11 protein-coding genes are annotated in these 14,701 nt (G+C 71.0%); all 11 read right to left on the bottom strand.

Features of this window, described 5'->3' with window-relative positions; translation table 11 throughout:
* Positions 1-9: 9 nt before the first annotated feature.
* Positions 10-399 (bottom strand): GPW/gp25 family protein, encoded by a 390-nt coding sequence (locus CG747_RS43970; RefSeq protein ID WP_100607491.1) that lies wholly within the window; start codon positions 397-399, stop codon positions 10-12.
* Positions 396-767: a hypothetical protein gene (locus CG747_RS43965; RefSeq protein WP_100607490.1), complete on the bottom strand. Its 372-nt coding sequence runs from the start codon at positions 765-767 to the stop codon at positions 396-398. The genes CG747_RS43970 and CG747_RS43965 overlap by 4 nt, the downstream gene beginning before the upstream one ends.
* 23 nt (positions 768-790) lie before the next feature.
* Positions 791-1,315 (bottom strand): phage baseplate assembly protein V, encoded by a 525-nt coding sequence (locus CG747_RS43960; RefSeq protein ID WP_100607489.1) that lies wholly within the window; start codon positions 1,313-1,315, stop codon positions 791-793.
* Positions 1,316-1,375: 60 nt separating this feature from the next.
* Positions 1,376-2,521, bottom strand: coding sequence for a hypothetical protein (locus tag CG747_RS43955; protein ID WP_100607508.1), 1,146 nt, complete (start codon positions 2,519-2,521; stop codon positions 1,376-1,378).
* Entirely contained in the window at positions 2,514-2,900 is a 387-nt protein-coding gene (locus CG747_RS43950; protein WP_100607488.1) for a hypothetical protein, read from the bottom strand. Before CG747_RS43950 ends, CG747_RS43955 begins: the two co-directional genes overlap by 8 nt.
* A gap of 3 nt (positions 2,901-2,903) precedes the next feature.
* Positions 2,904-3,575: a hypothetical protein gene (locus CG747_RS43945; RefSeq protein WP_100607487.1), complete on the bottom strand. Its 672-nt coding sequence runs from the start codon at positions 3,573-3,575 to the stop codon at positions 2,904-2,906.
* Entirely contained in the window at positions 3,572-4,240 is a 669-nt protein-coding gene (locus tag CG747_RS43940) for a hypothetical protein (RefSeq protein WP_100607486.1), read from the bottom strand. The genes CG747_RS43945 and CG747_RS43940 overlap by 4 nt, the downstream gene beginning before the upstream one ends.
* 73 nt (positions 4,241-4,313) lie before the next feature.
* Entirely contained in the window at positions 4,314-11,159 is a 6,846-nt protein-coding gene (locus CG747_RS43935) for a DUF4157 domain-containing protein (protein ID WP_257981167.1), read from the bottom strand.
* Positions 11,156-11,575, bottom strand: a complete 420-nt coding sequence (locus CG747_RS50475; RefSeq protein ID WP_257981166.1) for a hypothetical protein — start codon at positions 11,573-11,575, stop codon at positions 11,156-11,158. Before CG747_RS50475 ends, CG747_RS43935 begins: the two co-directional genes overlap by 4 nt.
* Positions 11,566-13,647 carry an ATP-binding protein gene (locus CG747_RS43925; protein WP_100607485.1) on the bottom strand — a complete coding sequence of 694 codons (2,082 nt, stop codon included), beginning with the start codon at positions 13,645-13,647 and terminating at the stop codon, positions 11,566-11,568. Before CG747_RS43925 ends, CG747_RS50475 begins: the two co-directional genes overlap by 10 nt.
* A 33-nt stretch (positions 13,648-13,680) precedes the next feature.
* On the bottom strand, positions 13,681-14,619 hold the full coding sequence (locus CG747_RS43920; RefSeq protein ID WP_100607484.1) for a DUF4255 domain-containing protein: 939 nt from the start codon (positions 14,617-14,619) through the stop codon (positions 13,681-13,683).
* Positions 14,620-14,701: the final 82 nt, after the last annotated feature.

Raw genomic sequence — 14,701 nt, 5'->3', positions numbered from 1 at the left:
CGCTGCCCCTCACTTGGCCCCCCGCCCCTCGAACACCTCGTCGCGACGACTGGCGGTGGCCCGCACCACGTACTGGAGGGACACCCGCACCACGTTCTCCTCGCTCACCACGTCCAGCGACTCCACCTCGATCAGCTCGCCCAGCCAGCGCTGCAGCGCCGCCTGCACGGACAGTTCGACGGCGGAGGCCAGCTCCGGACTGTTCGGCGTGAAGACCAGGTCCAACAGCCCGCACCCGAAATCCGGTCGCCGCACCCGCTCGCCGGGACCGGTGAACAGCAACTGCTCGATCAGATCCCGCACATGCGCGTCGTACCGGGCGTGCGCGGTCCGCCCCCGCCGATCCACCCGATACGGAAAGGCGATATCGGTACGCCGTACCTGCCGTGCCGCCCTCATCGGCTCGTCACCCCCTGCCGCGGTCCGCCCACCCGGTCGACGGCGGCCACGACCGGCGGGCCCTGCGGCACCAGCCCGGCGCTGAAACACATCGCCGCCGTCGTGTCGAGCAGCACCGGCACACCGTCCACACACACGTTCCGACCACCGCCGTCCGGCATCCACCGCACGCTGGTGCAGGGCTGCGGACGCCCCGCCACGACATGCGCGCACCCACTGACCACGAAGAGATCCGCGGCGGTGGCCACCGGCGCACCGCCGATCCGCACCGCCGCCCCCGCGCCACCGCCGGCCGGGACCGGCACCGCCCGCCCGCCATGCGGACACCCCACGACCGATCCGCCGTGCAGGAGATTCCCGCTCGCCATCTGCCCTGCCACCCCCGATTCCGTCAGTGCTTCTTCTGCACGGTCAACCGGCCGTCGTTGACGTCGACCTGCTCGCCCCTCAGGGAGATCGACGCCCCGTGCCCGTTGTCGATGTGGACGCCCGTGGCGTCGATCCGCACATACGCCCCACCCGGCGCCTCCAGCAGAATTCCCTCGGTGGGCACGTCGGACATCACGATCTTGTGCTTCCCGGGCGTCTGGATCACCACCGGACGGGAGATCGCCGGATCCCGCTGCGCGTCCTCCGGCAACTCCTCCCGCCGGCCGTACCAACACCCCACCCACACCGGGAAACTGGGATCCCCCTGCTCGAACTCCACCCACACACCGGCCCCGACCGAAGGCACCACCACCTGCCCGGCCCGCTCACCGCTGAACGGGAAACACGGCAGCGCCCAGGTCGACACCTCGTCCCCCAGCACATCCGGAACCTGGACCTTCAACCGCCCGACTCCCATCGGGTCGTCGTTCGCCGCCACCCGGCCCCGGAACTTGCCGAGGAAGCGGTTGTTCGGTGCAGCAGCCATGCGGGGCTTCTCTCCTTACCTGCCGTGACGTGTCGCCACGCGCGAAAAGTGGGACACGACCTAGGGCCGAACGGTGCCGCTGCGGGCGATCAGCCCCTCCCTCGACAGCGTGAAGTTCTGCAAGTACGAGCCGAGCCGCAGATTGTGCGTCACGGTCTTCACGTAGTAATCGCCGTCATAGGTGACCCCGGCGCCCCGCACCCCCACCAACTCCCGTGGCCGGAGCACATACCCGTGCCGCGTCACATCCAGCGAACCCGACCCCGAAATGGCGTCCGCACTGGTGGCGGCCCGCCCCAGCGCCTCCGCCTTCGCCGACCCCTCGTCCATCTTCGCCGTCCCGCTCAGCGTCTTCCGCTTGAGCGCCGGCGAACCCCGCAGCCCCAACGGCGGCCGCAGCGGGCTGATATCGGGCTGCGCCAGCAACGGCGCCTGCCGCGTCACGGGATCCTGCACCCGGGCCTGCGGCTCCTCCCGCGCCGTCCCGTCATAGGCGAACGTCAGCTGGTCGACGGTCGAATTCGCATCCATATTCACGTTCAGCGCGTGCTGCCGCTGCCCGAGCCGCTGCTCCGGCCCCCAGAACGCCGTCGACCGCCCCGGCACCGGACCCGGCTCCAGATAGAACGTGTACCCGTTCGCCCGCGCCAGGTCGTTCACGTACTGCAGATCGGTCCCCGTCTGGTAGTCGACCCGCACCTGCTCCCGCGGCGGCTGCGGAATCTGCTCCCGGATGATCCGCGCGTCGATCCCGTAATCCGCGTACTTCCCCAGAATCCGCTCCACCCGCTGCGACGGCGCGAGATTCGGATACCGGTCCGTCCGCTCCTCCAGATCCATCAGCAGCGTCAGGTCCTCACCCGTCACCGTCAGCGTGCTCTGCCCGGGATGATTGCTGCTCCCCACCTCCTGCCGCACGATCACCCCGTCCAGCAGCACCACCGGCGTCCCCTTGAGGGCAACGCAGACGATGACCCGCGTCTTCGGATCGAAGAACCCCTCCGGCAGCAACCGCTCGACGATCGCCCCCTTCTTCGTCAGGTCGAACGCCAGCTGAAAGCCGCTCCGTTCACCCGCCGTACTGGTGATCTGCGCCGACAGCAGGGCTTCCACGACCTCCTGCGGAACCAGCCGCGCCAACTTCGGCCCCATGTACAGCGAGACGTGAATCGGTCCCCGCCCGACTGGGTCGTCACCGTCAGCCATGCCGCACCCCCGGCCCACCGCCGAAACCGCCGGCGAACCCACCCGGCAACGGCACGGCTATCTCCACCCCGGGCTCCGCCGTCAACTCCCGTGGCTCCAGCACCGGATTGGCGTCCGCGATCCGCCACCACTGGCCCGGATCCCCGAAATATCGCTGCCCGAGCTGATCGGGCCGCTCGCCCGCACCCACCACATGCGGTACGGCCTCGTCGGCGGCATCCTCCAGCGGCGGCAGCAACCGCCGCTTCGCATACCGCACTTCTGTCCCGTCGGGCATGACGTGCACCCCGATACCGATCCCCGCATACCGGCTGCTCCGCGGATACGGATGCGCCCCGGGCACGTCGTCCAACGCACTCTCATACGGCTCGATGGCCATGCCTCAGATCCCCCTCCCCAGCCCCAACTGCGCGAACGTCCCGCCCCGTGCCCGCCGCGCCAACTGCTCCTTCTGCGCCAGGTGCGCGAGGTACAGCGCGGCCCCGGGATGCCCGGCCGGCAGATCACTCACCGTCAGCACCTTCAATCCGATACTGAGCGAAGCCCGAATCGGATTGAGGTTCACATCGAACGCCGACTCGTTGACGGACAGCTCGGTCAGCCGCACCGGCATCACGCGTTTGCTCCCCCACGTGAACAGCGTCAACGGCGTCTCGATGGGACTGATCTCGATGGTCCCCTGCTTGGTCAGCTTCGACGCCGCCAACAACTGCGCGGTCGTCGGCTGCACCAGCATCTCCAACACCGCCAACTCCGGATGAATCCCGTCCGGCGCCGCCACGTCCAACTGATCGGTGGCATCGATCTCCGCGGTGAACTTCCACGTCTCCTGCGCAGGCCCCTTCAGCCGCAACGCCTCGTTCCGATCCCCTCCGCTCCCACCCCCGCCGCCACCGCTGTCCCCCTCACCCCCGGCCGCCTGCGGCGCCACCTGCCGCTCCAACGTGTCGGGATTGAACTGCAACACGATGATCCGCTGCGGGATCCCGAGATCGGAGTCGACCACAACAATTCCGGAACGGATGGGTTTGGGGATGTCGGCGTAGCGGGTCATAGTCGCTCCTCTAGCCGGGCCCGGAGGCCTGCGTAGTCGTGCTGGGGGAACAAGGCAGGAAACGTCTCAAGCATGCGCTGCAGGTTCTCGACATGGGGACGAAAGGCATCGCCCCGCAGCGATACGTCGACGAACAACAGATGCCAACCGAACGCCCCCTTCGTCATGAGCAGGGCGTCCAGATAGGCGCAGTAATCAAGATTCATTCTGCGCACGCCTTGGGTGCAGTGCACCTCGTCAAACAGGTACCGATCCTGATACCAGATCTCCAGGGGGTTCTTTTGCGGCTCGATGCGAATGAAAGCACTCTCGCCGGTTGCTCTTATCGGGGCGGAGTCGATCGTGCGCAGTTCCGCGAAGAGTGAGCGCTCGGCTTCCGTCGCGAGGTCATTGTGCTGCGGTGGCTCCCTGGTGAGCGCGAAGTACAGGTGCGGAAGATTGAACTCTCCGTAAATTTCTGGCCGCGCGGGCAGGGAAGACCAATTGCAGGAGAGCCAGGAGAAGCGCAATGCCCTCTCTTTCAGGTCCTCGCCAAGGATTACGCCTGCCCACTCCTTTCGGACATCTGACAGCGGGTCGAAATCTGCAAGCGGGAAGGTGATGGGTTCCTGTTCCCAGGAAACTTCGAAGGGCGGACTGTCCGCCAGCTCCTTGATCGAATCCACTTGGATTCGTTCGCCGGGGTTTAGGGGCAGCATTTCGGTTCACCTTAAGGCCGGAGCGAGTGGTGGGTGGACTTCAGAACTGTAGTCTCCTTTCGCCGCGTAGCGTGGTAAGGCGCCCCCTCAGCTTGGCGAGCTTGAACCGTGAGTTGAATAGCTGGAGACGTCTGAGCAAGTCAAACTCGTCCGCGAATGTCTTCTGCTGCCGTAGCGTGATAATTGCGTTGGTTTGTGACTTCGTCGCTTGAAGGACGAGCCGCAGGCGGTATTCGTCTTGCTCGGTGTTGATGTTGATTTTCGGGGTGACCCCAGGCACCGGGGGAGGTTCCAGGGTGAGCGAAACCGGGTTGAGTGCTTGGCGGACCCGGATCCAGTCGCTGTCCTTCTCGCCGTTCTTTCCAGGTTTGAGCTGATACTTCCCCCAGGATGTGCTCAGCTGGTGGGGGAAGCCCGGCGGCTGTACGCCGCCGGCGTTCTGGTAAGCCGGGTCCGGTCGTTCCGGGTAGTAATTGATCCCCACCTCGTACCAGACGATGTCCTTGCCGCTGGCTATGTGCCGGGCGGCCGGTGCCTCGGTCTCTCTCAGTTTCATATTCTGGTACTGCCGTGCAGGTACGAGGTTCTGGTTCTCGATGGTGCCGCCGAGCTCCCGCGGGAGTAGGTGAGTTCGTGCCCAGCGCTCGTTGTCCGTCGTGTTCTGGAAGTACGTTCGCAGGTACCGGAAGCCGATGGGCTCCGGATTCCGAGCTTTCGCCGAAACGCCTTGGGCGCCAAACTTCTTGTTCACGTACTGCGAGGTGAAGTTGGAAGCAAGTGCGTTGTCTCGGAATTTTGGTGATTTGACCGGAGGGAGTTTATTGTCCCGGTGTGGCGCTGTCAGCCAGTCGACGGGAATCGTGCGGTCTCCCTTGTCGAATCCTCCGTTGTCGAACCCCTGCTCCGGCTCTTCCGTTCCGCCGATGACCCGTCCTGAGGGATTGAGTCGTGCGGTGATCTGGAAGTGCGGCGGGTGCTCGCGCGTGAGTGCGGTCAGGCGGAACCATTCACGGAGTGCGGCCAGTGTCTTTACATGGCTCGATCGGGGAACCCCCTTGCGAAGCTTTGGTTCTTCGATCGCGTGAATGCGCGCGATCGCCTTCTTGAGTCGATCTTGCTTTGATTCGTCGGAGTCGTCTTTCTTCTTCTGTGAATCCTTCTTGTTCGGCCTCTTCTTCCCTGGATGCTTGTCGGGCTCGTGGTGCGGCTTCCTCGGGCCCTTTTCGTTGGGCTTGTGTCTGGGTTTTTTGTTGTCGCCCTCCTTGGGCTTTTTGGGGTCGTGGTCCTTGTCGGGCTTGTTCTTGGGCTTTTTGGGGTCTTCGCCCGGGTGTTTGTCGTCGGGTTTGCGGGGGTGGTCGTCCGTCTTGTTGGGCTTGGGTTTGGTGGGGTCTTCCTCCTTGGGTTTGTTGGGCTTGTCGGGGTGGGGCTCGTCTTCTTTGGGTTTGGTGCCCGGCTTTTCGTTGGGCTTGGTGGGTTCCTTGTCGGTGGGCTTGGTGGGGGAGTCCTCCTTGGGCTTGGGCGCGGACTCCGGGTCCTGCTTGGGCTTGGGGCGGGGTTCCGGTTCGGGCTTGGGCTTGGGGGACGGGGTGGGGCGGGTGTCCGGTTTTTCGTCGGCCGGGGTCTTGGGCTTGCCGTTCTTGTCGTTGCCGGTGGGCTTCTTGGGCTCGTCGGCGGGGGACTTGGGCTTGCTGGGGGCCGGCCGTTCCGGGGTTTCGCCGGGCTTGGGCGTGGGCTTGCCGGCCCCCGGCTTCTCGCCCGGTTTTTCGCCGGGCCTGGTCTCGCCGGGCCTGGTCTCGTGGGGCTTGGCCGTTGCCGGGCGGGTGGCGGGGGCGCCGGGGGACTTCGGGGCGGGTTCCTTGGCAGGGGCGTCGGCGGGCCGGGGTTTCCGGTCGCCGGTTCGGTCGCCCTTGCCGCCCGAGCCCTCGCCCGCGGCGCCCTTGGGGCCGCGGCCTTCCTTGCCGAAGCCCTTGCCGAGGCGGGCGGCGACGCCCTTGAGCCGCTGGCCGACCTTGGCGACGTACTTGCCGATGCCGTTCAGGAGCCACTGGTAGAACGTTTCGAGGAGGGCCACCACGCCCGCCGCGACGGCCTTGGCGAAGAGGACGCCGGCGCCGCCCGCACGTACCGCCTTCAGCCAGTCGAGGACCATGGACAGCGCGCGCAGGATCGCGCTGAGCGCGCCCCACGCCGTGCGGATGGCGTCGATGGCGGCCATCACCCAGCCGGCCCCGGGGATCAGCCTGGCCACGATCTTGGTCATGACCAGTTCGCCGATGATGAGCGGGAGTTGGGGGAGGACCGCCTCCCAGGCTTCCTTGACGATGTCGTCGAGTTTGAAGCCGCCGTTGAGGAGCTTGTCCAGGATGGCCTTCGGGACGCCGATGATTTCCTGGATCTTGTCCTTGAACCACTGTTTGACCGCGGTGGAGACCTCGCGGAAGAGATGGTTCTTGGCGCCGTCCACCGCGGAGTTCTTCGCGCCGCTCAGCCAGCCGCCGGGGTCGGAGAGGAAGTCGACCGCGATCAGCATCCAGTCGCCGAGCGCGCTCAGCAGTTTCGACGCGAAGTCCAGGACCGCCTTGATGGCCCCGATGACCTGTTTGATCGCTTCGTCGAGGACCTGCTTGAGGATGTCGAGGATCCCGCTGAGGAGTTTGCCGATGGCGTCGAGAAGGTCGTTGATGGCCTTCTTCAGGATCGTGGCGAGCCTGTTGACGAGGGCGATCGCGGCGGAGACCAGGTCGGCGATCAACTTGCGGATGCGCAGGGCCAGTTCGACGACGGCGCGGACCATGTCCTTCGCGAACTCGAGGAGGTCGTCGATCAGCGTCTTGATGGCGTCCGCGATGAACTGGCGCGCCTCGTTGATCCAGCGCTCGACCGTGTCCTTGAAGTGCTTGATGAAGCCGACGACGGCCTCGCGGGCCCGCTTGATGACACCGACGATCGCGTTCTTGATCTCGATGACCTTCTGCTTGATCCAGTCGAAGGCCTTCGAGAGCCAGTTCCCCGAGTCGTTGACGCTGTCGTCGCGTTTCTTCCTCGCGTCGTTCTCGGCCTCGGTGTTCTTGTCCTGGATCTTCTTGTCGCCGTCGTCCTTTTCCTTGGTGGCGTCCTTGTCGGTCTTCTCTTCCTTGTCCTTGACGTCCTTACGGACCTTGTCGTGCCGGTCGGTCTTCTTGTCGCCGAGCTTCTTCAGCTCGGTGTCCTGCTCCTTGCGCCAGTCGGAGCGGTGGTCGGTGACCTCGGCCATCGCCTTGTGGCGCTCGTCCGCCTGACTCCGGGTGTTGCCGTCGATCTCGGCGTCGACCTGCTTCTTGTGCTTCTCCTGGGAGTCGCGGAAGTCCTGGTCCTTCTTCTCGCGGCCCTTGGACATGCTCTTCTGGCCGTCGCCGAACGCGGCCTGGAACTGCGGCCCGCGCTCGTGCTCCGCCACCTCCGAGGCCGCCTCGGGCGGCACCGCCCCGGTGGCCGCCGCCCCCTGCGGCCCGCCGCCCTTGCCGCCCTGGGCGCCGGGCACCTTGGCGGCCATCTGCTCCTTCGGGGCGTTCGGATAGACCTGGTCCTCGCCCATCGGCCGGCCCGCGTCGTCCCGGCCGGTCGCGACGGTGTCCTGCCCCTTGGCGTCGACGGCGCCGCCCTGCTCGTCGGCCTTCTCCCCTGCGGCGCCCTGCATCTGCACGCCCGGCGCGTTGCCCGCCTGGGCCTTCTTCAGCGCCTCGTCCTTCGTCGGCAGCCCGGCGAACTTGGCGGCCAGCTCCTGCTTGTCCACCTTGAAGCCGAGCTTGTCGGCCAGCCATCCGATGCCGAAGCCCAGGGCCATCTTGAAGGTCTGCCAGCCGCCGGGCTCCTCGGCCTTCTCCGCCTCGATCTGGCCCTCTGGCTCCTTGGCGCCGGTGACCTCGGCCTTGTCGGCGCCGGGCGCGTCGCTCTTCTGCGCCGGGTTCTGGTCGTACTGCGCCGGGGCGCCGGTCTTCGGCCGGCCCTGGAGCGTCTGCGGCGCACCGGCCGGACGCTGCATCGAGGGGGGCGCCGCGGCCAGCGACTTGTGCTCGTCGCCGACCGTGCGGTCCACCGCGCCGCCCACTCCGCCCATGGCCTCAAGTGCCTTGTGCGGCTTGAGTTTCGACGCGGTCGACAGCCCGGCCTCGGGGGAGACGTTCGACAGGTTCGGCGTCGGCCCGGAGTCCTTCTTGGCCTTCTTCGCGGGCACGGCCGCACTGCCGCCCCCGCCGCCTCCGCTCGCGCCCTTGGCGGCCGGCGCCGGGCGGGCCGCGGCCTTGGGCGCCCGCTCCTCCTTGGCGGCGGGCGCCGGGGCGTCGGCCGCCGGAGCCTCGGGCGCGGACTTGGCCGCCTGCGGGGCGGCGGCCGGTGCCGCACCGCCCGCGCCGTGCTCCGCGCCCGCCGGCGCACCCTGCTGCGCCGGGACCTCGGTACGGGCCGCCGGCTCCTCCGTACGGGACCCGGTCCCCGTGCCCGACGGCTCGTGCCGCGCCCCGGCGGCCGCGTCCGCGCTGGCCCCACCGGAGGCGTCCGCGTTGGACCCGCCGGAGACATGGCTGTCCCGCCCCGGCGACGACGCCTGGGCGCCGCCCGCCGCCTCGCCCTTGTCCGCCGGTGCCGCCTCGGCCTTCTGCGGCTGCCCGCCGCCCGCGGAACCGCCCGCCGCCTGTGCACCGCCCGCGGACCCGGCCGCCGCCGGCGCACCGCCCGCCGCCTGCGGGGAACCCTTCTCCTGCCCGGCCCCCGACGCGTCGCCCGCGGCCGGCGTGCCCCTCTCCTCCTTGGCCGCCTGCTCCTTGGCCTCGCCGCCGCCCTCCGGCCGCCCCGGCGCCTCCTCCACCCCGACCTGCGCGGCCACCGGACCGGCCTTCGGGTCGGCGCCGCTCTTCGGGTCCTTCGACGCGGTGCCCGGCGCCGTGCGCGCGTCGGCGGCCCGGTCGGCGGCGAGCACGTCGTCCGGCCCGCCGCCCGGCCCCGCCCCGTCCGCCTCGGTCGCGGCCCCCGCACCGGCCGCCCCGTCGCCGACGTCCTCCTCGGGCCCGGCCTCCGCCGCGTCCGCTGTGTCCTGGGCGTCTTCGGCGTCTTCGGCGGCCCGCTCCGCCTGCACCTTGTCGGCCCTGGTCACCGGGGGAGCCGGGAACGACGGGGCCGCCGGGCTGCCGGACGAGGACGGGTCCAGCCGGTCCGCGGTCGGGACGGCGGACACGTCCAGGTCCTGGGCCGGGAGGTAGTCGTCCGGCTGGAGCGTGACGTCCCAGGCGCTCGGCTCCCCGCCCCCGACGTCCACCTCGGACTCGCTGCCCGCGCCGAACGGGTCCTCGTCGGCCCGCTCCTCCGGGCCGTCGAGGTCCTGGGTGCGGACCCCGTCGAGGGTGCTCGCCGGGCCGGGCTGCTGCGCCCCGGCGCCCGCCGTCGACGGCGAACCCGAGGGCTTCTCCTGCCCCCGCTTGTCCGCGGGGTTCAGCTGCTTCCCCGCCACCAGCGCGTCGACGGCGCCCGGACGGTTCTTGGCCGCGGACTCCTCCTTGCCGGCCACCGGGGTGCCTTCGCGCTCGGCGCCCTCCTTGCCGTCGGCCCCGGCGTCCTTCCCGCCCCCGGCCTGCTGCCCGTCCCCCTGACCACCGTCGGAGGACTTTCCGTCGGCGGACTTCCCGTCGGTGGACTGCTCGCCGCCACCGGCCGCCGCCCGGTCCGCCGCCTGCCCGCCCGCCGCCGCGGGCGCGGCCTCCGGCGCCTGCTGCCCGGACGCGGCCCCCGGCGCCCCGGCAGCGGCCCCCGGGGACGGGCCCCCGCCGCCCGCGCGCCGCTCCGGCCCGGCCTTCCCGTCCGCCGCGACGGGCCCGCCCGGCGCGCCGCCGCCCTGCGGAGTGGTGCCGTCCTCCCGGGTCCCGCCGTTCCGCGGGGTGCTCCCGGTGGCGCCCGCCGCGTCGTCCTCGTCCTTCTCCGGACCGGGCGCCAGGCCCGGCTTCTCCGCCTGCTCCCGCTGCTCCGCCGCCGCCCGTTGCTCGCTCTCGCGGGTGGACCGCAGTTCCTCGGCGGGGTCCGTCTCGACCACCGGCGCGTCGAGCGAACCGCGCTCCAGATCCTCGTCGGCCTCGATCTCCGCGACGAGGTCGAGCACCCGCTCGTGCTCCGAGCTGAGCAGCCGCCGCTCCAGCCGCTCCAGCACCGCGTCCTGCAACTCGTCGGGCAGTTGCGCCAGTTGCATCCGGGCGCGCTTGGACCGGTCCTCGGGATCCCCTCGCAGCGACCGCAGCACCCCGTTGGCCAGCCGGTCCACCAGCGTCGCCGGGTCGATCAGCTCCATGCGGCGGCGGTCGGCGTCCACCGTGGCGTAGCGGAGCCAGCCCGGGGTGGCCTGGCCCGGTTCGATCCCGGCCGCCGGCTCGTCCGCCCGTACGGCGCCGAGCATGGCGGACCGGACGGACTCCTGCGCCGCGGACTCCGCCTCCCGTTCGACGGTCTCCTGCGGCAGGCTGACCGCGCCCAGGTCGCGACCGGCGCGCAGCGCGCCCAGGCCGTGCGGGTTCTGGACGGTGTGCAGGAGTTCGTGGGCGAGCAGGCGCCGGCCGTCGGCCGTGCCGGGGCGGTAGGTGCCCGCGCGGAAGAAGATGTCCCGGCCGACGGCGAACGCGTCCGCGCCCATCAGCTCGGCGAGCTGCCCGGAGTCGCGGTCGGTGTGCAGGCGGACCTGGCTGAAGTCGTGCCCGAGCTGCTCCTCCAGTTCACGGCGGACGCTCAGGTCGAGGGGCTGGCCGGCGCCGCTGACGATGCGCTTGGGCTCGGCGGCGGCGGACCTGGCGGACCGCTCCTTGCGCTTGCGGCGCCGCTCGTCGCGGGCGGAGCGGCCGTCCTGGGCGGCCGACCGGGCCGGGCCGCTCATCGGGCCTCCCCCCGTCCGGCGAGGCCCGCGTGCACCGCGCGGGCCAGGGCCTCGCCCAGCCGTACGGGGTGGGTGGTGGCCGGCAGCGCCGGCAGCCCGGCGAGCCCGTCGAGCGCGAGGTCCGTGCCGCCGCCGTCCGCGGCCAGCGGCACGCCCCGTTCGCGCACGAGACGGCTCAACTCGGCCTGGAAGGCGGCCGATACCCGGCTCGGATCGACCCGGGCGTCGAAACCGTCCAGCACCAGCTCGCCGATCTCGATCCGGAACGTGCCGGCGGAGCGGGCCGACGGCGGCCCCTCGGACGCCGGAGACCCCGCCCCCGCCCCTGCTCCCGGTGAGACCCGACCGGCGCCGGGCCCCGGACCGGTTCCGGCCGCCCGCGCGACGTTCCTGCCGACCTCGTGCTTCACACCCATCCGTGGACCTCCGACGGCGCCAGAGAGCGTTCCAACTTCAGGTACTCGGTGCGGGCCGCGGCCAGCATGTGGCGCATCTGGAGGCGGTCGCCCTCCTCCGCGGCGAGGAAGGCGCCGGAGAGCGCGATGTTGCGGATCGAGCCGCCGGCGACGGTGAGTTGGGCCAGCAGCGCCGGGTCGATGCCCTTCGTCGGGGCCTGCGCCGGCAGCACCCGGCGCCAGATCTCCGCCCGCTCCGGTTCGGTGGGGAAGGGGAAGTCGACGACGAAGCGGATCCGCCGCATGAAGGCCGAGTCCAGGGCCTTCTTCATGTTGGTGGTGAGGACGGCCAGGCCGCGGTACGCCTCCATGCGCATCAGCAGGTAGCTGACCTCCAGGTTGGCGTAGCGGTCGTGGCTGTCCTTGACCTCGCTGCGCTTGCCGAACAGCGCGTCCGCCTCGTCGAAGAGGAGCAGCGCCCCGCCGCGTTCGGCCGCGTCGAAGACCCGGCTGAGGTTCTTCTCCGTCTCGCCGATGTACTTGCTGACGACCTGGGAGAGGTCGATGACGAACAGGTCCAGGCCCAGTTCCCTGGCCATCACCTCGGCGGCCAGCGTCTTGCCGGTGCCGGAACCGCCCGCGAAGAGCGCGGTGACGCCCAGGCCGCTGCGCAGCGACTTCGCGAAGCCCCAGTCCTGGTAGACGGTGGCGCGCCGGCGTACGTGCGCGACGACCTCATGGAGGATGCGCAACTGGCGGTCGGCGAGCACGAGGGCGTCCCAGCCGGCCCGCGGTTCGATCCGGCGGCCCAGCTCGTCCAGGCCCATCCGCGCCTCGGTGAGACCGGCCTGCCAGGCCAGCTCGGCGGCGTCGAGGGTGTCGGAGGCGGGCAGGTCGCGGCGCACGGTGGCGGCGGCCGCGCGGACGACGTGCGGCGGAAGCTGGAACTGGGCCACCAGGGAAGCAAGATGACTGTCCGTCACCTCAGGGATGTCGGTGAACGCGTCGGCCCAGATCCCCAGCTGCTCCTCGTCGGAGAGCTTCGGTACGGTGACCCGCTCGCCGCGCGGCCGACCGGTCTGCCGAGGCTCCTGGCCGGAGACGACCAGCGGGACGGCGGCGCTCGCCAGGAAGGCGTCCGCGGCGGCGTACTGCTCGCGGTCCACCTCGCCGACCTCGACCAGCAGCGCGGCCGGCAGCAGGATCGCCTCCCGCTGCCAGAGCCGGGCCAGCCGGTCCCGTTCGGCGGGGTCGGTCGGAATGTCCGCGGCGGCCATCGAGTACAGGCCGAGCCCCGAACGGCGGGCCGCGGTGGCCGCGATCTCCCCACGGGTCCGCAGGTCGCCGCCGACCAGTTCGACGCGGAGCGGGGCCTCAGGGCCGGCGCTCGCCCACCCCGCCGCCACCCGCAGGGCGGCCGCCTCGTACCCGGGCGGCAGGGGCTCCGGCGCGAGGGTGCGGCGGAGTTGGCCGTGCAGCCGGGCGTCCAGGTAGGGCGCGCCGGCCAGGAAGTGCAGGATCCGCTCGTCGAGGCGGAGTCGGGCGGTGGTCAGCCCGGTGTCGTCCGCCACCTCGACCAGCCGCCAGCGGCGCAGCGGCGCGACCGGGGTCAGGGCGCTCCAGTGGGGTGCGCCGAGCGCCGCCAGGGCGAGCGAGAACGTGGGGTACGGGCGGCTCGGATCGCCGCAGGCGGCGGCGCAGCGGACCCCGGTGGTCGGGTCCAGCTCGGCGGCCGCGGTGAGCAGCACGACCTCCCGCTCGAAGGGCGTCAGCCCGAAACAGGCGGTGAGGGTGTCCAGGGCCTGGGGGGAGGGGGTGCCGGTGACCAGTGCGCGGTCGACTCCCGAGGTCCCGCTCCCGCCCCTGCTTCCGCCCCCGCTCCTGGCTGCGGCCTCCCCGTTCTCCCCGTTGGCCTCGTCCTCCCCGTCGCCCGTCGGGGCGTTCCCGAGGGCGCGGGCGGCATGCGCGTCCAGGCGCGCGAGCACGACCCGGACGGCTGCGGCCAGCGCTTCCCCGTCCGCCTCGCCGCGCGCCTCCCCGCCCGTCTCGCCGTGCGCCGCCGCCCCGGGACCGTCCCCGCCGTTGCCTGCCATCTCCTCCTCCGCCCCCGTTCCCCGCACCGCGCCTCAGTCCTCCCCGCCGTCTTCGGTCCGGCCCGGGTCGTCGGCGCGGCCCGCGCCCCGCGCGCCGTCGCCGGTCGCCTTACGCGTGCGGGCGCGCGGTCGGCCCCCAGCTCGACCGCCGCCCGAACTCCCGTGCTCGGCACTGGACTTGGCGGTTGCCGGGGTATCGCCGACCGCCTTCTTCGCGGCCCGTTTCGCGGGGGCGGAAGCCGCCGGGGCGGAGGCCGCCTGATCGGCCGCCGAGTCCGCCGCCGGCACCGGCACCTCCGCCGACGCCGAGGCTGTCGCCGCACCGCCCGCTTCCCTCGACGGCACCCCCAACGGCACCTCAGGCGGCACCTCCGGCACCACCGTCACCTCCGGCCGCCGCACCGGGCGGGCCGGGGCCGGTTTCTGGTGGCCGTCCAGCAGCACCAGCGACGCCTGGTAGGCCACCGACAGGGAGTACGGCGTGTTGTTGAGCATCCCCCAGAGCTTGGAGGTCTCGTCCACGTCCATCTGGGTCGGCGTGAAGCGGACCTTCTGCAGCGACTCGGCGAGATCGCTCCCCGCCAGATAGGGGCGCTCCGCCGCCTCCTCGATCAACTCCCGTGGCAGGACCGGGATTTCGTGCAGGGTCCGCACCACGCTGCCGATCAGCCGCTGCCCGACCAGCTCCTGCTCCTCCCCGTACGCGCTGATCAGGAACTGCAGGTCGATCGCCGCGGCGGGGCGCTTGAGCAGCGTGCCGTCGGAGGCGCGGGTGACCAGGTCGTTGTTGCGCATCGAGGGGTTGTGGGCGACCTGGTAGAGGAAGACGGTGATCGTCGGGTCGGTCGGGGGATCGGCGGGCGGTTTGCGGGTCTCCACCGAGACGGCCATGTCGATCTCGGGGTGCAGGTTGTGCTCGATCAGCAGCGCAAGGGCCTGGGTGACCGTCGCGAGGGCGAGTGCGTTGCTCATGTGGACCGTCCCCCTGAAGTCCGTTCCTGGGAAGCCAGATAGTCCGCGAGGTTCACCGCGGGCGCGCGCCGCTCGGGGCGCG

This window comes from Streptomyces sp. CB02959, assembly GCF_002803155.1.
Lineage (GTDB): Bacteria > Actinomycetota > Actinomycetes > Streptomycetales > Streptomycetaceae > Streptomyces.
The sequence above is the reverse complement of the archived record's forward strand: the minus strand, read 5'-3'. Positions and strand labels throughout refer to the sequence as shown.